This window comes from Polaromonas sp. P1_A2 (genome assembly GCF_056406895.1).
Genome location: NZ_JBFTZI010000009.1, coordinates 1 through 21,370 on the forward strand (window position 1 = coordinate 1; position 21,370 = coordinate 21,370).

The 21,370-nt window shown below is 68.3% G+C and carries 14 protein-coding genes; 9 read left to right on the forward strand and 5 right to left on the reverse strand.

Annotated features, from left to right (window positions below; translation table 11 throughout):
• From AC1D09_RS23205 to AC1D09_RS23225, 5 genes are all read right to left on the reverse strand, one after another.
• Positions 1-2,754: an SdrD B-like domain-containing protein gene (locus AC1D09_RS23205; protein WP_477701250.1), complete on the reverse strand. Its 2,754-nt coding sequence runs from the start codon at positions 2,752-2,754 to the stop codon at positions 1-3.
• Entirely contained in the window at positions 2,751-8,801 is a 6,051-nt protein-coding gene (locus AC1D09_RS23210; protein WP_477701251.1) for an SdrD B-like domain-containing protein, read from the reverse strand. The genes AC1D09_RS23205 and AC1D09_RS23210 overlap by 4 nt, the downstream gene beginning before the upstream one ends.
• A 114-nt stretch (positions 8,802-8,915) precedes the next feature.
• Positions 8,916-11,558, reverse strand: a complete 2,643-nt coding sequence (locus AC1D09_RS23215; RefSeq protein WP_477664799.1) for a beta strand repeat-containing protein — start codon at positions 11,556-11,558, stop codon at positions 8,916-8,918.
• Between the two features lie 92 nt (positions 11,559-11,650).
• Complete coding sequence (locus AC1D09_RS23220; protein ID WP_477664800.1) at positions 11,651-12,151, reverse strand: hypothetical protein; 501 nt, start codon at positions 12,149-12,151, stop codon at positions 11,651-11,653.
• A 1,101-nt stretch (positions 12,152-13,252) separates the two neighbouring features.
• Entirely contained in the window at positions 13,253-14,737 is a 1,485-nt protein-coding gene (locus AC1D09_RS23225; RefSeq protein WP_477663422.1) for an aminotransferase-like domain-containing protein, read from the reverse strand.
• Positions 14,738-14,867: 130 nt separating this feature from the next.
• Between AC1D09_RS23225 and AC1D09_RS23230 the strand changes: the two genes are divergently transcribed.
• The 9 genes from AC1D09_RS23230 to AC1D09_RS23270 all read left to right on the forward strand — a co-directional run bounded on the left by AC1D09_RS23230 (position 14,868) and on the right by AC1D09_RS23270 (position 21,369).
• Positions 14,868-15,479 (forward strand): LysE family translocator, encoded by a 612-nt coding sequence (locus AC1D09_RS23230; protein WP_477663423.1) that lies wholly within the window; start codon positions 14,868-14,870, stop codon positions 15,477-15,479.
• Positions 15,476-16,414, forward strand: a complete 939-nt coding sequence (locus tag AC1D09_RS23235) for a DMT family transporter (protein WP_477663424.1) — start codon at positions 15,476-15,478, stop codon at positions 16,412-16,414. The genes AC1D09_RS23230 and AC1D09_RS23235 overlap by 4 nt, the downstream gene beginning before the upstream one ends.
• Entirely contained in the window at positions 16,414-16,761 is a 348-nt protein-coding gene (locus AC1D09_RS23240) for an antibiotic biosynthesis monooxygenase family protein (protein ID WP_477663425.1), read from the forward strand. Before AC1D09_RS23235 ends, AC1D09_RS23240 begins: the two co-directional genes overlap by 1 nt.
• Positions 16,758-17,087, forward strand: coding sequence for a DHCW motif cupin fold protein (locus AC1D09_RS23245; RefSeq protein ID WP_477663426.1), 330 nt, complete (start codon positions 16,758-16,760; stop codon positions 17,085-17,087). The genes AC1D09_RS23240 and AC1D09_RS23245 overlap by 4 nt, the downstream gene beginning before the upstream one ends.
• 151 nt (positions 17,088-17,238) lie before the next feature.
• The gene (locus AC1D09_RS23250) at positions 17,239-18,432 is read left to right on the forward strand and encodes an aminotransferase-like domain-containing protein (RefSeq protein ID WP_477701256.1); all 1,194 of its coding nucleotides are present in this window, start codon (positions 17,239-17,241) and stop codon (positions 18,430-18,432) included.
• Entirely contained in the window at positions 18,429-19,070 is a 642-nt protein-coding gene (locus AC1D09_RS23255; RefSeq protein ID WP_477663427.1) for a LysE family translocator, read from the forward strand. The genes AC1D09_RS23250 and AC1D09_RS23255 overlap by 4 nt, the downstream gene beginning before the upstream one ends.
• Before the next feature lies 1 nt (position 19,071).
• Positions 19,072-19,692, forward strand: a complete 621-nt coding sequence (locus AC1D09_RS23260) for a glutathione S-transferase (RefSeq protein WP_477663428.1) — start codon at positions 19,072-19,074, stop codon at positions 19,690-19,692.
• Between the two features lie 34 nt (positions 19,693-19,726).
• Positions 19,727-20,641 carry a PhzF family phenazine biosynthesis protein gene (locus AC1D09_RS23265; protein ID WP_477663429.1) on the forward strand — a complete coding sequence of 305 codons (915 nt, stop codon included), beginning with the start codon at positions 19,727-19,729 and terminating at the stop codon, positions 20,639-20,641.
• Between the two features lie 14 nt (positions 20,642-20,655).
• The gene (locus tag AC1D09_RS23270) at positions 20,656-21,369 is read left to right on the forward strand and encodes a VOC family protein (RefSeq protein WP_477663430.1); all 714 of its coding nucleotides are present in this window, start codon (positions 20,656-20,658) and stop codon (positions 21,367-21,369) included.
• Position 21,370 lies beyond the last annotated feature (1 nt).

Below are 21,370 nucleotides of genomic sequence, written 5' to 3' on the forward strand. Positions count from 1 at the left end.
CTACTGGTCGACCTTGACGCGGTAAGTGACGATCAGTTGCCCGCCCGAGGCCAGCGAGCCGGTGAAGGTCCACTTCAGCGCCCCCTGCGCATTGACCGCCGGCTGCGTCGTCACCGTGCAGGCCGTGATGCCCGTGGGCAGCGTGCCCGGGCAGGCGGCCGACACAAAGCCGGTGAAGGCCGCGGTGGAGTCGCTCACAAACAGCGTGGACAGCGGCTGCGTGCCGTTGTTGGTGGCCGTCAGCGTGTACTGCAGCGTGTCGCCGGGATTGGCGTTCACGCTGGTGGCCGCGGGCAGCGCCTGGGTCACATTGCTCACCAGCTTGGCCAGCGACAGGTCGCCGGCCTGGCCCACCGTGGTGATGTCGGTGGCCAGCAGGGTGCTCACGGCCAGGGCCGGGGCCGAGTTGGTGTAAGTGAAGGCGGCGCTCAGCGTGATGCTGTTCTGCGCACCCTGGCCGGCACCCGCGGGCACGAACTGCTTGATCACCAGGCACACAGTCTGCCCGGCGGTGACAGTAATGGTCGCGGCAGGCTGCGTCTCGCTGGCCTCCACCGCAGCGTTGCAGTTGCTGTCCTGGTAAAGCACCTGGTTCCAGGCGGGGCTGGCCGGCGTGGCGGTGTTGGCGATCGAGAAGGCGACTGACCCGCCGGTAGCCGCCTTGTAGGTATGGGCGTAGAACACCACGGTGCCGGGCTGGGCGGTCTGCGCGCCGTTGGGGCTTAAGGTGTTGGGCGCCACCATGCCGAAGCTGATGCCGGTGCGGGCCAGGCCCGAGCCGGCGGTGTAGCTCACGCTGGGGCGGGTGTAGCTGCCACCGGTGGTGCCGGCCGAGCCGCCGGTGGCGGTGTAGCCGGCCGGCAGCACGGGTGTGAGGACCACGGTGCCGCTGGTGGCCCCGGGAATCCACAGGGTAAAGCTGCCGTCGCTGGCCGTGGGCTCGCTGTCCAGCGTGGTCGCGCCCTGCATGGCGTTGACGGTGATGCCGGCCAGGCCGGGCTCGGTGCCGGCCTTCACGCCGTTGTTGGCCGTGCCGCCGCCCGCGCCGTTGTCGGCGAACACAGTGCCGCTCAGGGTGCTGCCGCTGTACAAGCCGAAGTTCTGCGGGACGGGCGGTGCGCCCACGATGCTGAACTGGATGATGCCGGTCGGGTTTTGCGTGCCGATAAAGCCGGCCGGGTAGGCCGCCGTGATGTCGCTCAGGGTGGCGTTGCCGTCCACGACCAGGCAGTAGTTGCCCTGCTGTATGTTGGTGAAGCTGTAGGCGCCGGTCGTGAGGTTGACCGAGGCCGCCACCGTGGCCGGGCCGTTGCAGGTGCTGCCCGAGCGAGGCACCAGCTTGACCCACAGCGCGCTGGAGCCGCCTATGCCGGCTTCGCCCGCGTCCAGGTTGCCGTTGTGGTTGGGGTCGCTGTACACGTTGCCGCCGAAACCCAGGGCCACCGCGCTGACCACGGGCGCGGCGCAACCGGCGCTGGGTGTGTTGGCGGCCGTGCAGGTGGTCGGGGTCGGCGGGCTGGTGCCGCCGGCCGGGTCCACGGCGGTGTAGTTGGTGACCGTGATGTTGCTGGTGGGCCTGGCCGTGATCTGCAGCACCGAAGTGCCGCCGCTCGCAGCGATGGTGCCGGTGAAATTGCAGGTCACCAGCGTGCCGCCGGCGTTGGCCGCGGTCGAGCAGGTCCAGCCGGTGCCGCTGCTGCTGACGTAGGTCATGTTGACGGGCAGCTGGTCGACCACGCGCGCCACAAAGGCCGGCGTGGTCGTGGTGGTCGCCACCGTGAGGCTGTAGACGCTGTTGATGCCCACTTGCAGCGCCGGGCTGGGCTGCGATTTGGTGACGGTCAGCGTGGGGAAAATGGGCGTGATGATCACCGAGCCGTTGCCGCCGGGGTTGCCGCTGGCCGGTGCCGTGCCGGTCACCGAAGCCCCCCCCGCGCCACCCAGGGAGGCAGTGATGCTGAAGGCCGAAATTGCCGCCGTGTCACTGCAGGAGCCGCCGCCCGTGGCCTGCCGGGTGTTGTTGGTGCCGCTGCTGTCCACCAGTTCCGCGCCGCCCGCGCCGGCCGCGCAACCGCCGCCGCCGCCGCCGCCGCCGGAACCATCACCGGTGCGCGTCGTGCCGGCGGTGCCGGCACCACCCGGCATGGTGCCAACCGTGGTCGTCGCCGCCAGGCCCGCCCGGCCCGACACGTCGAGCGCGCCGCCCTGCCCGCCGCCGCCGCCGCCGGCAACAATCAGCCGGGCATTGGCGGCCGTGGCCACCACGCTGGCGGCACCGCCGCCGGCGCCGCCGCCGGACCAGCCGCTGCAGCCGGCCTGGCCGCCCGAGCCACCAGCCCAACCGGGCGCGCCGCCCGCCAGGCCGCCCGCGCCGGCCGCATTGGCGCAGGTGAAAGCGCCCTGCGAGGTATTGCCGGCGCGCCCGCCCTGGCCGACGGCCACGTTGAGCACGGTGCCTGGAGCGATGTAATACGTGCCGGTGGCCCGCGCGCCCGCGCCGCCGGCGCCGCCCCAGCCGTTGGAGTCATTGCCGCCGCTGCCGCCACCCGCGCCGAAGGCCTGGATGATCACCCCGCCCGCACCCGCGGGCACGGTATAGGTCTGCAAGGCGCCGGTGTAGTTGAGGGTGGTCTGCGCCATCGCCCAGGGTGCGGCCAGCAGCAGCAAGGCGGCGCCCCATGCGGCCCGCGCCAGGCCGCGTGAAAACACCGGCTTGCGCGGCAAACGGAAAACGGGGCGCTGAAAAAGCATCATTGTTGGGGGGCCGCCGTGCGGGAAGGAGAAGCCGCGGCCGCGCCGGAAGGCTCGCCAAACACGTTCTCGTCAAACTTGAAGCGTACACGCAGATAGAGGCCGCGCTGGGTGTAGGCCTCGCCCGCCATGTCCGCGGCCTTGAAACCCTTGACGTTGTAGCCCACGGACACCCACATGTTTTTCCAGGCGAGGTAGCCGACCTCCACACCCACGGCGGTTTCGGCGGCGCCGTTGCCCCACATGCGGTAGGCCTGCAGGCTGAAGTCCCAGCGCTCGGTGAGGTCCCAGGTGGAGCGCCCGCCGATCAGCTGCGTGAAGGAGCGGCTGCTGATGCCGTTGGAGCGGTCGCTGCCCCACTTGGCGGCGTAACGCCCGCTCATGGTCCAGTGGCGGTTGGGCTGCACATTGAGGTGGGTGGACAGGATCAGGCCGGACTCGTCGCGGCTCAGTCCCGGGCCCAGGGTGCTGTCGGAATCTTTTTTGTACTCGATGCGGCCCAGGGCATTCCACTTGTCGGTGTCGACCGGGCGGTAGGCCACGCCGGACTGCGCCGTGATGAGTTCGCGCTTGCCGCCGCCGGCGCCGAGGTTGGACTGCTCGCTGTAGAGGCCGCGGTTGAGCAGCGTCCAGCTGTCGTCCAGCTTGTTGGCCAGCGCGCCGGTGAGCAGCCAGCTGCTCGAGTTGGTCGAGGTCTGCCACTGCAGCTGGCCCGAGGCCTTCCAGGTGGCGGCGGCCGTGTAGTCGGCGCCCAGCGTCACAGCGCTGGAGTCGTCGACCACCACGCCGGAGATCGGCTTGATGCGCTGCACGCTGGCCGTCAGGCCCACGCCGTTGTCCAGGCGCCAGAGCCGGCGCAGGCCCAGGGCAGCTTCGCTGGTGCGGCCGTTGATGCTGTCGCCCATGCGGTATTCGTTGAACAGCTGGGTGCTGTCGGTCAGCTCGGTGTTGATGCCGGCGACGGTGGTGTACTGCGAGGTCGAGGCGTTGAGCGTGTAAATGCTCTTGAGGCTGTTGATGAAGTCGTGGCGTGCATAGAGGCGCGTCGTCGAATTGATGGCGTAGTTGCCGCCCACGCCGACTTCGCGGCCGCCGCTGCCGTCGATGGCGTACTCGGCCAGGCCGTAGACGTCGGCCTGCGGCACGTCGGGCACGGGCACCGTCACTTTGACGCGCGCGGTGGTGGTACCGACTTCTTCGGAGGAGCCCGCCGCCAGCGCCGTGGCCGAGGGGACGATCGGCTGGGTGGAGCCAGGCAGGGCCGGGCCGGACAGGGCCGCGGCCGTGTTGGCGGCGCTGTAGCGCACGCCGACTTCCACCTTGACGTTGCCGGCCATGCTGTGTTCCAGCTTGAGCTCTGCGCCGGTCTGCGACGCGCCGGTCACGCTGTTGGCGGTGCGCAGCGCTTCGCCGACCACGCGGTTCCTGTCGTCCACCGCGTAACCGACCTTGGCGCCGTATTCGGATTGGCCGGCCGACTGCACGCTGTTGGGGTTGTAGAAACCGGCGCTGGTCTTGGCACCCCAGACGCGCGCCTGCAGCGCCTGGTCTTCGTGGCGGATCTCCACGCGCTGGCCCGAGCCGCTGCCCTGCAGGTCGGTGCTGCTGCGCGCGATTTCGCCGGTGGCCACGGTTTTCTCGCCGAGCTTGGCCGTCACGTTGAGGCCGTCCAGGTTCTGGCGGTTGGCCGGGTCGGTGTCGCGCAGCGTCGAGGCGCCCAGCGTCACGGCCGGCGTGACCTGCACACGGGCCTCGGCGCCGGCGACCGTGTGCTTGGCGCCGCCGGAATCGACCGAGTAGCTCACGCGCACGAAGATGGGGTTGAGGTCGGGATCCACACTGGGCACCGGCGCCTTGAGCAGCAGCCGGCCGCTCATGGGCTCGATCTCGTAGTCGGTGAACTGCGTGAGCGGCGTGTCGTTGACGATGACCGAGGCCTGGCTGCGGTTGCGCGTGAGGATGTTGACCTGCTGGCTGTTGACCACGCCGTTGATGTTCAGCAAGAAGGGGCCGGAGGTGCCGTTGGCGCGGAATTCCTGCACCAGCTGCGTGGTGGCGGTGCGGCTGGCAAAGCCTTCCACCGTGACCGCGCCGTCCTGGTAGCGGCCCTTCACGCCGTTCAGGGCCCGCGAATACTGCGTGAGCTGGCGCGCCTGGTTGTCGGTCTGGGTCGAGTAGTCGCCCAGCAGCGCGTAGTTGCTGCCGTTTTGCAGCATCACATAAAGCTTGCCGGTGGACTGCGCGTCAAAGCCGCGCGCCGACGAGTCGCCGTAGACCGGGTAGAACTGGCCGGGCTGGATGTCGCGGAACAGCGCCGTGTCCGAAGGCTTGTCCGAGTCGTAGGCCAGCGTCAGCAGCGAGGAGCCCAGGACCTTGCCCTTGAGGAACAGCGCGGTGCGCGCGGCGGCCTCGCCCTTGCCGCCGGAGAAGCTGCGCGAGGCGCTCTGGATCTGGCGCTCGAACACGTCGCCGCTTTGCGCGGGCTGCAGCGCGGAAGGATTGAGGCGGCGCAGGTTGATCGTGCCTTCCACGATGCCGGCGGCGATCATGGGCCGCAGGTTGGGCATGAACTCGATGGGCGAGACGGACTTGACGGTGCCGCTGGTGACGGTGAGCTCGGCCTTGCCGGGCTGGGCCGGCGGCAGCAGCAGGAAGCGGCCTTCGCCGCCTTCGACAAACACCTGGGTGCCGGGCTGGCGCGCATCGAGGTCGGGCGTCTGCCACTGGCCCTGGCTGGCCTGCAGGCTGACCTGGGTGCGCACCGCCACGGGCAGGCCTTGCGCGTCGCGCAGCGAAATTATCACGGGCACGGCGGTCGCGCCGTCGGCGACCAGTTGCGCGGGCGCGGCGACCTCGATCTTGGCCAGCGCGCCGGGCACGCGCACCGTGATCTGCGCCGTGCCGCGGGCATTGCCGAAACCGTCCAGGGCGCGCACGGCCAGGGTGTTGCGGCCGGGCTTGAGGTCCACGCCTATGTATTCCCAGGCCAGGACCTTGTTTTTCTCCAGGCTGCTCTTTTTGCCGACCTGGGTCGCGGGCACGGGCTGGCCGTTGACGGTGAGTTCGAAGCGCGCGCCCAGCGGCCCCTTCACGCGGACCCGGGTCTGCGCGACCGGCAGCAGCTGTTCGTCCACCAGGCCGACAAAACCGGTGGCGGCGTCCAGTTCCGGCAGCAGGTCTTCCAGCGGCTGCGGCACCTGCTCGGCCGCGGGCGCCTCGGCGCCGGCGGGCGCGGCGGGCTGGGCCGGCTCGACGCTAGCCGGCGTGTAGATGGGTTTGGGCAGGCGGGCATTGGGCGCGGTGGGACCACCCGTGTCGCCGACGGCGCCCAGGGTGCCCGGCAGGGGCGCCGCCGCCATGGCATTGCTGCCGGCGTTGTTTTGCTGCGCGCCCGGCAGTCCCATGGCGCCGCTGGCCGGCAGCGTGCGGCTGTCGGCCGCGGCGGCAGCGCGGTTGGCCTGCAGCAGCGTGCCGGCGGCCTGGGTGATTTCCGACGCGTTGCCCAGCGCCTTGCGGCGCGCCGCGATCTGCTCGCGGATGCCGGGCGTGCATTCGGCAATCGCGAAGTCGGCCTTGTGCAACTCGCCGTTGGTGAGGTCCGCGAAGCGGCTGCCGGCGTCGAAGGCATTGCGGTTGTTCAGCACGGCCAGCGTGGCGCCCGCGGGCAATGTGGTGTTGTCGACCTTGGCCACATGGGTGCGCGGCTCCAGGCCGTAGAAGCTGTACTTGCCCTCTTCGTCGGTCACGGCGTAGGTGCCGTCCTCGAGGTAGATGCGCACGCCCGGGATGCCCGGCTCGCCGGCGTCCTGCACGCCGTCCCTGCTGCAGTCGGCAAACACCTTGCCGATGACATAAGCCTTGTTGGAAAACACGCCGCCCACCACCTGCACGCGCACGCTGGAGCTGTTGGAGCGCACCGCGCCGCTGGCGGCCTGGGCCGTGTTGATGCCGTTGCCGCTCTGGCTGCCCGCGCCCACGCGCACGCGGTAGGTCAGCACGGGCTGCGCGCCGGCGGCCAGCGTGCCCACGGCGAATTGCAGGCTGGGGCCGGCGCCGCCGGCGGGATCGGCCAGCGCCGCGCCATTGAGGCGCGCACTGCCGCGCACATAGGCGAAGCCGGCCGGCAGGCTGTCGCTGACCACGGTGGCCGGCAGCGGCACGGTCGAGACGTTGTTGAGCTTGACCGAATAATCGACAAAGTCGCCGATCTCGGCGGTTTTTTTGTTGGCGGTTTTCTGGATGAACAGGCCGCCGGTGGTGGCGCCGGGGTCCAGGGGCACGTCGAAATGCACCGGCGCCAGCGCCACCAGAAAATTGCCGCCATAAGACCCCGACGTGTCTATCACCCGGCCGGCCGGTTGCAAGGCCACAGGCACCCGCGAAGGAAAGGAAAAGCCAGCCGGCGGGGTAACCACCAGTCGATAGCGACTGTTGAGCACCAGCGGGAATTCAAAAAAACCGTCGGCCGCCGTCACGACGACGCTGGGCGCCGGCGTGATGCCGTCCATCAGGAACACCACGGCCGGGCCGCCGGGGTTGCCGCCGTTGCCCGCGCCGAGGACGTCAATCAGCTGCACCGTGGCGCCGGCGATGGGCTGGTTGGTGGCCGAGTTGTAAACGGTGCCCGAAGGGTCCACCAGCAGCGTGGTGGTGACCGACACCGTTATGCCGCCGCAGGTCGTGATGCTGGCGGTCACGGTGTCGTTGCGCAGCACCTCGAGGATGCCGTCGCCCGAGGCCACGATGTGTGAAGCCGCGTTCGCGGTGGGAACGCTGGGCAGGATGCGGAACACGCCGGTGTTGGGCCCGGTTTCCACGGCAGTGTAGGTTTCCGAATCACCGGTGAGCTGGCTCACGATGGTGATGGGCACCGTGCCTATCGTGCTTGGGTCGGCATTGCAGATGGACGCGTCAGCCTGCACAAACAGGGCGTTGCCGGGAATGCTCTGGGCGGCGTGCGCCGTATAGGTGTTGTTGGTATAGAACTGGAGGCTCGCCGTGTGCGCGGGCAGCGGCAGCACCACGGTGTTGCTGGTGGTGGTCAGTGGGGCGGCGGCGTCGGTCCAGTCGGCATAGGCGGCACCGCTCACGTTGCCGGAGGCGTTGGAGTTCACCATGACGCTGAACTGCCCCAGGAACAGACCGCCCTGCGGCAAGGTGGCGATGGCCCAGGCCACCGCGTCCACCACGCTGCCGGCCGGCACAGTGGTGACATAGCTGCCGGTGGCGGCGCCCTGCAAGTGGTACAGCGTCTGTGCGCCGGGATTGGTGGCGGGCTGGGCCGAGGTGAAGGTGGTGTTCACCGGCACCGGTGCGCGCAGGATGAACAGCGCGGCGGGCGCGCCGTTGACCGTCACGTTGGCGGGGCTGGCCGCCATGTTGCCGTTGTTGATGGCCCTGGCCGTGAAGTTGAGCGCCACGCTTTGGGTAGCGGTGGCCGCCCCGGCCGCGTAGCTGACCTGCACGGCCGCGCCATTGGTCAGGTTGATCGTGTCCGTGTTGGTGGCCGTGGCGCTTTGCAGCTGGCTGATCGCGCGCAAGCTGATCTGCGCGGTCTGGCCGGGCACCGCGCCGGGCGGAATCTGGCCGGTGATCAGCAGGCCCGCGGTGGCGCCGACGGCCACCGGCACCACGCCGCCGGCGGGCACCACGGGCTCACCGGCATCGACCAGGCCGTTGCCGTTGACGTCCAGCACCACCTGCAGGTTCAGCGGCGTGAAGACGCTGCCGGCGGCCACGCTGGCGGTGACCAGGTAGTTGGTGGTGGTGTTGCCGGTGTTGGCGAGGTTGTGGTTGATGGTGAAGGAGGAGCCGACGCCGATCAACAGGTTCTGGCTGGCGTTCAACGTCAGCGCTTCCAGCGCCGCCACCCTGGTGTTCACGGTATTGGAATTGATGCGCACCGGCAGGCCCGTCGCAGCGTCCGTGAAGGTCGCGCTCGCGGTATTGCTGATCACCGTCCCCACCGGGGTCGGCGCTGCCTGTGCGGCTGCCCAGAAGAGCAGCAACATGCAGGAAATCAGCAGTTTGCGCAGCGGGCGAAAGAGCATGTGGGCTGGGTGGGTGGTGGGTTGCGGCAGGGCGTCGCTTTCCAAAGGGCGCGTTGCCGTGCCCTTGGAAAAGCGGGGAAGCTTTCGCTTCCCGCGCTGGAGGTCAGTCCCGGGTTAGGGGTTGATGCGCACACCGAAAGTCACGACAGCCGACTGACCGGGGGTCAGGGTGCCGATCGTTGCGGTGACGGTGCCGGCCGCGCCCGCGGCGGGGCCGGTGACCGTGCCCACCGTGCTGGCGGCGGCGCTGCTCAGCGTGGTGTAGCTCGGCGTCGCGTCGGACACGACGACGGAGGTCGCATTCGCGGATCCCACATTGGTCACCGTGATCTGGTACAGCACGCACTGGTTGGGACGGGCGCTCAGGGTGGCCGCCGCGTAAACCGTGCCGCCGTTGGGACCGGCGCAGGCCGTGTCCAGGGATTGCGCCTTGGCCAGGGTCAGGTTGCCGGCGATGACGGTGGTGCTGTCAATGGCCGTGGCCACCGCGGGAACCGTCGTCACATAGCTGCCGTTGCTGGTCGTGACCGTGATGGTCGTGGCATCCACCGCGCCGGGGGTCGCGCCGCTGGGCGCGATCACCTTGTTGAACACGGTGATCGATGCGCCGGGAGCCAGGCCCGCGGGCAGGACACCCGCGGCATGCAGGGTGCTGCTGATCTGCGGGTCGGTCGCGTCGAGCACGCCGTTGGCGTTGGCGTCGTAGTACAGCGCGGAAGTCCAGCCGGCCTGGTTGTCGGCGCCGGCAAGGGTCACCGTGCTGACCGTGCCGTTGCCTTCCAGCACGTTGCCGGTGTTGGTCAGGGTGTGGCTGTAAACATAGGAGCCGCCGGGGTAGGTCTGGCCGGCGCCGTTGGGCGTCAGGGTGATGGAGCGCACGGCGTTCACGACCACCGCGTCATGCAGCGTATCCGAAGCGTTCGAGGTGGGCGACAGCGTGCGGAAGTACAGCTGCGTGGTGCCTGCCGCGAAGCCGGCCGGCACGCCGACCACCGCGCAGACCACGACGTTGCCGCCGGCGGCCACGGAGCCGGTGTTGGTGATGGTCGCGCCGGTGGTCGAGCAGTTGCCCGCGCCGCCGTCGGCGCGGAAGCTGACCGTCCAGCCGGCCGGCAGCGTCACGCTGGCGAAGGTGTTCACCGTGCTGGCGCCCAGGTTGTAGCTGTCCGGCGAGGGGCCGGTGTTGTTGGCCACGATGGTGAAGACCGTCGAGGCGCCGGGGTTCAGCGTGTTGGTGACCTGCGCCGCGCCTTCACCGTTGGCGAACACGCCCACGCCGGGAACACCCACCGCGGTCGGCAGGTTGTTGGTGGCGTCAACCGCTGCGTTGGCCACGGCGGTCAGCTGGTCGGGGGTGCTGGCCGTCTTGGTCGGGTCGAACACGGAGGTGGCCGTCTTGGTGATGATGAAAGGCGAGCCGGTGTTGGTCGCGTTCGGCGGCAGCGTGGCCTTCAGGATCACGTTGTAGGTGGCGCCGGCGGCCAGGGGGCCGGTGTCGACCGTGCCGTCGCTGTTGGTGTCGACCAGCGGCGTGACGCCGTCGCTCTTGAACAGCTGGAAGGTCGTGCCGGCCGGGAAGTTGCCCGCGCTCAGCGTGATGTTGAAGGTGTCGGAGCCGTTGCCGGTGTTGGTCACCGTGTTGGTGAAGCTCACCGTCGAGCCTGGCGCGGCCGGGCCGGGCACCGTGGTGCCGGTCAGCGTCACGGCGGCGGTCTGCAGCACCGTGAAGGGCACGGTGTTGGAGCCGCCCGTCACCGTGGTGGCGCCGTTGTTGTAGGACGTCGTCGCGGTGTTGTTGAGCACGCCGGGCGCCGTGCCCGGTGCCACGGTCACGCCGAAGCTGATGGTGCCCGACTGGCCGGCCGTCACCTGGTTGAGCGTGACCAGCAGGGTCTTGGTGCCCAGGGTGTAGCCCGAAGTCAGGGTGTTGGGCGCGGAGCCGCTGGAGCCGCCGCTGTCGCTCAGCGCGGTGGCGCCGGTCACGCTCCAGCGAGCGGAGCCCGCGGTGTAGGTCAGGCCTGCCGGCAGGACGTCGGTGATCGCCACGGCGGTGGCCGTGCTGTTACCGGTGTTCGTGTAGGTCAGGGTATAGGTGATGGCCGTGCCGGCCGCGCCGCTGGACACGCTGGCCGACTTGGTCAGCGTCACCACCGCATTCGTCGTGGCCGTGGTCACGTCGGTGTTGGACTGCGTCTTGGTGTTGTCGAACACGCTGGTGCCGGTCACCGTGATGGTGTTGGTCTGCGTCGCCGTGGCCGTGCCCGGGAGCGTGGCAACCACGATGTACTTGAACTGGCCGCCCGCGGCGAGTGCGCCGGTCGAGGTGATCGCGGGGCCCGTGGGGGTGCCGCTGCCGTTGTCGGCAAAGATCTGCACGCTCGCCATCGAGAAGGCACCGGTGTTGCTGGTGGTCAGGTTGAAGGTGTCCGTGCCGTTACCCGTGTTGGTCAGGGTATGCGGGTAGTACACCACGCTGCCCGGCGTCGCGTTCTGCGCGCCGTTGGCGGCCAGCGTCAGGCTGGCGATCTGCTGCACCGTGGTCTGCACCACGTTGGAGGTCACCGTGCGCGTGATGCCCGAGGCATCCGAGTAGGTGGCCGAGGCCTGGTTGCTGATCGACGTGCCGGCGGGCGGCGGTGCGGCGTGCGCAGCCGTTCCGGCCATCACCAGCGCGAAGGCAACGAGCAAGCCCACAATCCAGTGGGTGAAGAAGTGCGGCAGCCCTAGGGGCCGCGGACTCGGGGGGTTGGCATACATGGCGTATTTCTCCTGGCTACAAGACAACGGTGAATCGACAGACAACTAACAACAAAAACTGGGAAGGGCGCTGTGGACGGATCCGGCCGCCATCAGGGCTTGGCCGCCGAGGCGACCGCCGGCGCATCGATGCTCACGCGCAGGCTGACCACCGAGGTGGCGCCCGCTGGCAGGCTGCCGAGTTCCCAGCGCAGGGCGCGGTAGTCGGCCAGGGGCACGGGCTCTTTGCGCGTGCTGCCGTCAGCCTGCTTGACCATGCGGGTCAGCGGCATGGGCGCGAAGCTGCTGCCGTCCGTGGAGGCCTGGGCCGGGGCGGGCTGCTCGCTCGCGGCGATAAAGGTGGTACCGGGCGGCACCGGCACGGTGGCCAGCAGCTTGCCCGCGGCGGCCGTGCCGTTGTTGCGGTAGGTGGCGCTGTATTGCAGGACGTCGCCCGGCTTGCCGTCGCCGGCAGGCTTGAGCACCGGCTTGCCGGCCACCATCTCCACGCGCTGCGCCAGCAGCTGGGAGGTCACCGGTGAGGCTTGCGCCAGAACCACCTGGCCCAGGGCCAGGCCGGCGGCAAAAATGCAAAATTTCAGAACAGTTTTCATGGTTCACATCCTTTTCGTTACAAGTCGACGGATAACAGCGCCAGTGGTGGGCGGCATGGCCTGTATGCGCTTACAGACCTTTGGACGTAACTTTATGTTACTGATTGCTGTTTTTTGGCTCGACTAAATCACGATTCGCCAAAAAACAAATAGAAAACCCAGATTTCCGTGAGAAAACACGCAAAACGAGATCGAATTAGGGTCGCATCTGTGACTTATTGTAATTTTTCATCTTGTCGTCTTACAAGTAGTCACAAGTACACAGGGCGGGTTTTCGTGACAAATTCACGTAAACCCTAGGGACTAGGTTTTGGTTTTTGCTCGCGGCGCGGGGTGGTTATTACAAAAGGGGCGTTGCGGCTTCCCCCTTCCGCAAGGGCGGGCTTGTTCCAGCGGCTTGCTCTCTGTTGAGGGTGGCTGGCCGGGGTTGCCCGGCGGCAACTCACTTTTCTTTGCTTCGCCAAAGAAAAGTAAGCAAAAGAAAGGCGACCCTGGTGTCTGCGTCCCTTCGCTTCGCTACGGGCAACCTGCGGTGCTCGGTCCAGCCGGGGTCTGGCTAAACTCGCTACGCTGCGCTTCGCTCAGACAACGCCAGCCCTTATCCGTCTGGCCCTCCGCTCCTCGGCGCATACACAAGGGGGTGGGGACAGGAATACCAAACAGCCGAAGACAGAAACCCGAATACCTGAAAAAAACAAGGACACGCCATGGCGTGTCCTTGTTGGTATTGGTTCCCGCTCCCGATTGCCCCGTCCTGGCTGGGCCGAGGAGCGCAGACGTAGGCGGATCAGGGATCGCGCTTGTTTGAGCCGAAGGCGAGTTTGCGCGAGACCCCGCCGTAGTCGAGCACCGCAGGTTGCCCGTAGCGCAGCGGAGGGACCCAGACTGCGGGTCGCCTTTCTTTTGGGTACTTTTGGTGTTTGCGTAACTTCGCTGCGCGAAGTGAGCAAACCCCGCGCGCGTAGCGCGCCTTTGGCGAACAAAGAAAACCCGCTTTGCGGGTTTCGCTAAAAGTGCCTCGCCCGCCGGGGCGAGACCCGGCCAGCGGAACTAAGAAGAGGAGGGAGGAGGGAGAGCGCGCAAGGCCGGAGCAAGACTTGGCTACTTCACCGCATCTCTCAACCTCGCGAACACCTTCCAAAACGCCGCCTCCTGCGTGGTCGCAAAATTGATCCGCATCAGCGTGCTGGGCGCCCGCACCGCGTGGAACAGCGCGCCAGGGGCGATCAAATAGCCCTCGTCGAGCATGCGCTGGGCCAGCGCATCGGTGTCGACGCCGGTGTCCACCCAGCCGAACAGGCCGGCGGGCTCGGTTGCGAAGCTGCAGCCGTGGGCGATCGCCAGCTTGACGCTGCGGGCGCGCGCCGCATCGAGCCGGGTGCGTATGCGCTCGGCATGGCGGCGCAGCTGGCCCTGGTCTATGCACCAGGCCAGCGCTTTTTCGAGCAGGGCCGGCGTGGTCAGCGTGGCCAGCAGCTTGGTGTCCAGCAGGCGCTCGACCAGGTCGGGCGGCGCGGCCATGAAGCCGACGCGCCAGCCCGGCGCGAGGATTTTGGCGAAACCGCTGACGTAAATCGTGCGCTGCAGGCCGTCCAGCGAGCACAGCCGGGTCGCGTGTTCGGGCGCCAGGTGGCTATAGGTGTCGTCTTCAACAATGTGGAAGTTGTGCTGCATCGCCAGCTGCAGCACGCGGTGCGCGCTGCCCGGCGTGAGGCAGTAGCCGGTGGGGTTGTGGAACACGCTGACGCTGACAAACAGCTTGGGCTGGTGAATTTCGCAGTACTGCGCCATCACCTCCAGGTCGGGGCCGTCGGCGCGGCGCGGCACCGGCAGTATGCGCATGCCCAAAGCGTCCAGCCGGGCGAACTCCACGGCCCAGCCGGGCTCCTCCACCATCACGCAGTCGCCGGCGCGCAGCAGCGTGCGGCTCACGATGTCCAGCGCATGCGTTGCGCCCACGGTGGTGATGATCTGCTCGGGCACGGCATGCACATTGAGCGCGCTCAGTTTCTGCGACAGCGCGCGGCGCAGGCCGCTGTCGCCCATGGGCTCACCGTACTGCAGCGAAAAATCCCTCAGCGCGCTGACGCTGGTGACCTTGCGCACGGCAGCGGGCATGAAGGTGGTTTCCAGCCAGTCGGGCGGGAACACGCCCATGCCGGGCTGCGGCTTGTTGCTGACCTTGTGGAACATGCCGCGTATCAGCGCGGTGGCGTCGACCGGCGCCTGGCGCGTGGCGATCCAGCTGGCGGTGCTCCAGGTGCCCAGCGGCGCCAGGTCGGCCGCTTGCACCGGCCCGAGTTTTCCGGGGTTCGCCGCCGGCGCTTTGGCGGCGGGCGCCGAAGCCGCGTTGAGCGAGGCATCGCGCACAAAAAAACCGCGGTTCTTGCGCGCCACCACCAGGCCTTGCGCCAGCAGCTGGTCATATGCGGCCACCACGGTGGAGACGCTCACGCCCTGCTGCTCGGCGCACAGCCGCACCGAAGGCAGGCGCGCGCCCGGCGCCAGCAGGCGGCTGCGTATGCGCTCGGCAAAACGCGCCGAGAGCTGTTCGGTCAGGGACTGTGAAGCGGCTTTCATCAACATGGCGCGGCCTTTTTCCTGTTCACCGCCCTCGGCAGGGCATGGTGTGCTGATTATTTGACCAATACAGTTTTGGAATTTGTACCGCTAACTGTATTGGTGGTGTATTGCTTTCAACTATAAAGTGGGAAACATGAACTGGCAAGAATTTACGGCTTTACTGGTGCTGGCCACGGCGATGAGCTTTTCGCCCGGGCCCAACACCACGCTGTCCACCGCGCTGGGCGCCAACCACGGTTTCCGCCGCGCGCTGCCGTTTGTCTGCGCTGTGCCCGTGGGCTGGGGCGCGCTGCTGCTGGTCTGCGCGCTGGGCCTGGGCGCGCTGGTGCTGGCGGTGCCGCTGCTGAGCTGGGCCGTCAAGATCGGCGGCGTGGCCTACCTGCTGTGGCTGGCCTTCAAGGTTTCCCAATCGCGCCAGCTCAGCCAGGCCGACGCCTCCCGGCTGAGCGTCACCTTCTGGCAGGGCGCGGCGCTGCAATTCGTCAACATCAAGGCCTGGATGCTGGCGCTGGCCATCGTCAGCGGCTGGATCGCCGGCCGCGAGGCGCCCGCCCTGCGCCTGGCCATCGTGCTGCCGGTGATGCTGGCGTATGCCTTTGTGAGCAACATGGTGTATGCGCTGGCCGGTTCATTGCTGCGCGACTGGCTGTCCGGCCCGGCCGGTAGCGGCCTGCGGCTGCGCTGGTTCAACTACGTCATGGCGGCCGTGCTGGTGGCCACCGCGATCTGGATGCTCTTTATATGAGCCCCCACGCGCAAATCAGCAAAGGCCTGTGGCTGGGTCTGCTGGGCACCGTGATCTTTTCCGTCACGCTGCCCATGACGCGGCTGGCCGTGGGCACACCGGATGCGCCGCAGATGTCGGGCCTCTTCATCGCGCTGGGCCGCGCCGTGGTGGCGGCGGGCCTGTCGGCGGTGTTCCTGCTGGCCACGCGCGCGCCCCTTCCCAAGCGCGGGGACTGGTGGCCGCTGGCCGCCACGGCGGGCGGTGTGGTCTTCGGTTTTCCGCTGTTCACCTCGATTGCCATGCGTTATGTGGAGGCCGTGCATGCCGCCGTGATCATCGGCGCCCTGCCGCTGGCGACCGCCGCCGTGGGCGCCTTGCTGCACCGCCAGCGGCCGTCCGCCGGCTTCTGGCTGTGCGCCGCCCTGGGCAGCGCGCTGGTGGTGGCTTTTGCCCTGTTGCGATCGAACAGCGGCGGCCTGTCCATCAGCCTGGCGGACTTGCTGCTGCTGGCCGCCGTGCTGTGCGCCGCCGTGGGTTACGGCTACGGCGCCAGGCTGTCGCAGCGCATGCGGGCTGAACATGTGATCTGCTGGGCGCTGCTGCTGTCCCTGCCGCTGACCTTGCCGCTGGCGGCCCTGAACTGGCCCGCAGCGTCCATCAAGGCGTCTGCCTGGTGGGGCTTTGGTTATGTCGCGGTGTTTTCGATGTGGCTGGGCTTTTTTGCCTGGTACCGCGGCCTGGCCCTGGGCGGCACGGTGCGCGTGAGCCAGGTGCAGCTGCTGCAGCCGTTTTTGTCCATGCTGTTCGCGGTGCCGCTGCTGGGCGAAAGCCTGGACGCGGTGACCGTGGGCTTCGGCCTGGCGGTGATCGCCACCGTGTTCATCGGCAAAAAAATGCCGGTGCACCAGCCGGCCGCCATGCACCCTTCATTGCTGCACCCGAGGAAGACCTGATGTACTGCGCCTCTTTTATTTTTGAACCCGGCACCTATGACGAGCGCTTCCACGCACTGGACGCGCTGATCGAGGAAGCTGCCCACGCCACCCCGGGCTACCTGGGCGCGGAAACCTGGCGCTCGCCCGATGGCACGCGCAGCAACGCGACCTATTTCTGGGACAACCAGGAGGCGCTGCGCGCCTTCTCGGCCCACCCCAAGCACCTGGAAGCCAAACGCCAGTACACCCAGTGGTACAAAGGCTTTCACATCGTCGTCTCGCAGGTGCTGCGCTCTTACGGCGACGGCAAGATCGAACACATCACCCCCAACCAGCGCGACCGCGGCCAGGGAGTTGCCGCATGAACATCGCCAACATCCCTTTCGGCACGACCGACTGGTCCGCCGTGGACCGCACCGAGCATTCAGCCCTGGAAGGCAAGGCCTTCTGGCGCACGCAGAAATTCGGCGACGTGCGCGTGCGCATGGTCGAGTACACGCCGGGTTATGTGTCCGACCACTGGTGCAAAAAAGGCCACATCCTGCTGTGCCTGCAGGGCCAGTTGCATACCGAACTCGAAGACGGGCGCCGCTTCACGCTGGAGCCCGGCATGAGCTACCAGGTCGCCGACCAGGCCGAAGCGCACCGCTCGACCTCGCCGCTGGGCGCCACGCTGTTTGTGGTGGATTGAGCGGCCGTACCGTATGAACTGTCTCTTGCGCAAAAACGCCAGGCTGCGATCATGCGCCATGGCCCTATGCCATGGGACCCTGAATTTTTCAACCATTGTGTGAGCCGGGCCGCCCGAGGCGGCCCTCAAGGAGGAGAGTGAGATGAGCGACATGACATGGACCCAGGCGCAACGCGCCCACAAGATGAACCCCTCGGTGATCCGCGAGATCCTCAAGGTCACCGAGAAGCCCGGCATCATCAGCTTCGCCGGCGGCCTGCCCTCGCCCAAGACCTTCCCCGTCGCCGCCTTTCGCGAGGCCTGCGACAAGGTGCTGCGCGAGGACGGCCATGCGGCGCTGCAGTACGCGGCCAGCGAAGGCTATGCGCCGCTGCGCGAGATGGTGGCCGCCATGCTGCCCTGGGAGGTCGACCCGGCGCAGGTGCTGATCACCACCGGCTCGCAGCAGGGCCTGGACCTCATCGCCAAGATACTGATAGACGCCGGCAGCCGCGTGCTGGTGGAAACACCCACCTACCTGGGCGCGCTGCAGGCCTTCACGCCCATGGAGCCCGAGGTGGTGGGTGTGGCCAGCGACGAGGAAGGCGTGGACATCGCCGACCTGGCGAGCAAGGCCGCCGGCGCGCGTTTCTTTTATGTGCTGCCCAACTTCCAGAACCCGACCGGCCGCACCATGAGCGAGGCGCGCCGCGCCGCGCTGAGCGCCGAGGCCGCGCGCCTGGGCCTGCCCATCGTCGAGGACAACCCCTACGGCGACCTGTGGTTCGACACGCCGCCGCCGCTGCCGCTGACGGCACGCAACCCCGAGGGCTGCGTCTACATGGGCTCCTTCTCCAAGATCCTGGCACCCGGCCTGCGCCTGGGCTTCATGGTCGCGCCCAAGTCGCTCTACCCCAAGCTGCTGCAGGCCAAGCAGGCCGCCGACCTGCACACGCCGGGCTTTAACCAGCGCATGGTGGTCGAGACCATGAAGAACAACTTCCTGGAGCGCCACGTGCCGACCATACGCGCGCTCTACAAATCGCAGCGCGACGCCATGCTGGCCGCCATGCAGCGCGACATGCCCGAAGGCGTGAGCTGGAACACGCCGGCCGGCGGCATGTTTTTGTGGGTGCGCCTGCCCGAAGGCATGAACGCCATCGACCTGCTGCCCAAGGCCGTGGAGCGCAACGTGGCTTTTGTGCCCGGCTGGGCCTTTTACGCCGACCATGCCGACGCCCGCACGCTGCGCCTGTCCTTTGTGACCTCCAGCGTCGAGCAGATCAACATCGGCATCGCCGCGCTGGCCGCGGCCATCCGCGAGCAACTGCCCACGGGCCTGCCTGAACTGCGCGCGGCCGCATGATGGACACGGGCACGCTGTCGCTGTTCGTGCTGGCGGTGCTGGCACTGTTCATCTCGCCCGGTCCCAACATGGCGTTTGTGCTGTCGCACGGGCTGGCGCACGGCATGCGCGGCGGTTTCGCGGCGGCCATCGGCATCTCGGCGGCCGACCTGGTGCACACACTCTGCGCCGCGACGGGCGTGACCGCGCTGGTCGCGGCCTGGCCGCCCTCCTTCGATGTGCTGCGATACGCCGGCGCGCTCTACCTGCTGTGGCTGGCCTGCCAGGCCTTGCGGCCGGCCGGCGCGCGCGGCGACAAGGCGCCGGCCCAGCCCGCCGGTTTCGCGCGCATTGTGCGCATGGCCTGGCTCAACAACCTGGTGAACCCGAAAGCGCTGCTGTTCTTCATGGTCTTCCTGCCGCAGTTCGTGAACCCGGCGCGCGGCCACGTGGCCTTGCAGCTGCTGGTGCTGGGCGTGCTGCTGTCGGCGCTGGCGCTGGTTTTCAACACCGTGCTGGGCGCCTTCAGCGGCCAGATAGGCCGTCGCCTGCAGGCGCGGCCCGGCGCCGCGGCATTCCAGCGCGGCCTGCTGGCTTTGACCATGGCCGGGCTCGCGCTCAGGCTGCTGCTGCTCGACCGACCCTCCAAAGGAATCTGACATGCTTCATCTCTGGGGGCGCATCAGCTCCATCAATGTGCGCAAAGTCGTCTGGGCCGCGCAGGAACTGGGCCTGACCCTGCAGCGCACCGATGCCGGCGGGCAGTTCGGCATCGTCAAGGACGCCGACTACCGCCGCAAGAACCCGAATGCGCTGGTGCCGCTGATGGAAGACGGCGAGGTCCTCGTCTGGGAGTCCAACGTCATCGTGCGCTACCTCTGCGCCAAATATTCATCGGGCAACTTCTATCCCACGGCGCTGCCGCAGCGTTTTGCCGCCGAGCAGTGGATGGACTGGCAGCAGACCACCTTCAACCCGGCCGGCCGCGCGGCGTTTGTGCAGCAGATACGCACACCGGCCGAGCAGCGCAATGCGGGGCTGATCGCGCAATCGGTGGCCGCCACCGAGCCGCTGCTGGCTTTGCTCGATGCACACCTGGCCGAGCATGCCTATATAGGCGGCGAGCAGTTCGGCATGGCCGACATCCCGCTGGGCTGCGAAATGCACCGCTGGTTCGGCCTGCCGCAGCCGCGGCCCGCGCGGCCCCACCTGGACCGCTGGTACCAGAACCTGCTGGCGCGTCCCGCCTCGCGCGGCGTGCTGGACCTTCCCCTGTCATAAATCTTTAAACCCACCCGGAAAACCGAGAGCCCCCATGAAGCAGCGCGCATTCAAGCAAGTCGACGTATTCACCCCCAGCCCTTACTACGGCAATCCCCTGGCCGTGGTACTGGACGGCAGCGGCCTGGACGATGCCGCGATGCAGCGTTTTGCCAAATGGACCAACCTGTCCGAAACCACCTTTTTGCTGCCGCCCACGGACGCCGCGGCCGACTACCGCGTGCGCATCTTCACGCCGGGCGGCGAGCTGCCCTTTGCCGGCCACCCCACGCTGGGCAGCTGCCACAGCTGGCTGGAGGCCGGCGGGCAGCCGCGCTCCAAGGACTTCATCGTGCAGGAATGCAAGGTCGGCCTGGTCAAGATCCGCCGCGAACCCGGCAGCAAGCGCCTGGCCTTTGCCGCGCCGGCGCTCAAGCGCACGGCGCCCAGCCCCACGGTGCTGGCCCAGGTGGCCACGGCGCTGGGGCTCAAGGCCAGCCAGGTGCTGGCCGCGCAATGCCTGGACAACGGCCCGCTCTGGCTGGGCCTGCTGCTGGACAGCCCCGAGACCGTGCTGAGCCTGGCGCCCGACCACAAGGCGCTGGCCAAGCTGGGCACCAAGGTTGGGGTCGTCGCGCGCTATCCGCACGAAGGCGCCGCCCCGCTGATCGCACGCGCCAACCGCGAGGCCAGGGCTTTTGCGCCGTCCCAGCCCTCTTTTGCGCCCGACTTTGAGGTGCGTGCCTTCGCCGCGCCCCTGGGCGTCGACGAAGACCCGGTCACCGGCAGCCTCAACGCCAGCCTGGCGCAATGGCTGATCGCCGAGGGCCATGCGCCCGAGCGCTACACCGCCTCGCAAGGCGTGTGCCTGGGCCGCGCGGGCCAGGTGCACCTGGAGCGCGACGCGGCCGGCCAGGTCTGGGTCGGCGGCGAGTCAGTGAGCTGCGTGGACGGAAGCGTCACGCTTTAAGGCCTGCCAACACCATGGAAACCGCCACAGCATCCCCTCCGCTGGCCTCGCAGGTCGACCACCTGGTGGTGGTGGCGGCCAGCCTGGAGCAGGGCGTGCAGTGGTGCGAGCGCGTACTGGGCATCACGCCCGGGCCAGGCGGCGAGCATGTGCTGATGGGCACGCACAACCGGCTCTTCAGCATCGCGTCGCCGGCCTTTCCCACGGCTTATTTTGAAATCATCGCGATCCAGCCGGGCAAGCCCTGCACGCGCCCGGCCCCCGCCAGGCGCTGGTTCGACCTGGACGACCTGGAGCTGCAACTGCAGCTCAGCAAAGGCGGGCCGCAGCTCGCCCACTTCGCGGCCTCCACCGCCCGGGCGCAGGGCGGCGTGCGCGCGCTGGCGCGCCTGGGACTGGACCGCGGCGAGCTGCTGGAGGCTTCGCGCATGACGCCGCAAGGCCTGCTGTCCTGGAAGATCACGGTGCGCGAGGACGGCCAGCGCCTGTTCTACGGCGCGCTGCCCACACTGATCCAGTGGGGCGAGGCCCATCCCAGCCAGAGCATGGCGCCCTCGGGCGTCACGCTGCAGTCGCTGCACGCCAGCCATCCGCGGCCCGACGCTTTGCGCGCCGGCTACGAGGCCATAGGCCTGGCCGGCGTGGGCCTGTCACAAGGCCCGCCCAACCTGATCGCCACGCTGCAGACGCCGCGCGGCCTCGTGACACTTCAATCACACGGAGTCTGAG

Coding starts and splice junctions, on each gene's coding strand:
- AC1D09_RS23230 (WP_477663423.1), top strand. CDS start 14,868: ATGAACTGGCAAGAATTTACGGCTTTACTGGTGCTGGCCACGGCGATG.
- AC1D09_RS23235 (WP_477663424.1), top strand. CDS start 15,476: ATGAGCCCCCACGCGCAAATCAGCAAAGGCCTGTGGCTGGGTCTGCTG.
- AC1D09_RS23260 (WP_477663428.1), top strand. CDS start 19,072: ATGCTTCATCTCTGGGGGCGCATCAGCTCCATCAATGTGCGCAAAGTC.
- AC1D09_RS23265 (WP_477663429.1), top strand. CDS start 19,727: ATGAAGCAGCGCGCATTCAAGCAAGTCGACGTATTCACCCCCAGCCCT.
- AC1D09_RS23225 (WP_477663422.1), bottom strand. CDS start 14,737: ATGTTGATGAAAGCCGCTTCACAGTCCCTGACCGAACAGCTCTCGGCG.
- AC1D09_RS23270 (WP_477663430.1), top strand. CDS start 20,656: ATGGAAACCGCCACAGCATCCCCTCCGCTGGCCTCGCAGGTCGACCAC.
- AC1D09_RS23220 (WP_477664800.1), bottom strand. CDS start 12,151: ATGAAAACTGTTCTGAAATTTTGCATTTTTGCCGCCGGCCTGGCCCTG.
- AC1D09_RS23210 (WP_477701251.1), bottom strand. CDS start 8,801: ATGCTCTTTCGCCCGCTGCGCAAACTGCTGATTTCCTGCATGTTGCTG.
- AC1D09_RS23205 (WP_477701250.1), bottom strand. CDS start 2,754: ATGATGCTTTTTCAGCGCCCCGTTTTCCGTTTGCCGCGCAAGCCGGTG.
- AC1D09_RS23215 (WP_477664799.1), bottom strand. CDS start 11,558: ATGTATGCCAACCCCCCGAGTCCGCGGCCCCTAGGGCTGCCGCACTTC.
- AC1D09_RS23250 (WP_477701256.1), top strand. CDS start 17,239: ATGACATGGACCCAGGCGCAACGCGCCCACAAGATGAACCCCTCGGTG.
- AC1D09_RS23240 (WP_477663425.1), top strand. CDS start 16,414: ATGTACTGCGCCTCTTTTATTTTTGAACCCGGCACCTATGACGAGCGC.
- AC1D09_RS23245 (WP_477663426.1), top strand. CDS start 16,758: ATGAACATCGCCAACATCCCTTTCGGCACGACCGACTGGTCCGCCGTG.
- AC1D09_RS23255 (WP_477663427.1), top strand. CDS start 18,429: ATGATGGACACGGGCACGCTGTCGCTGTTCGTGCTGGCGGTGCTGGCA.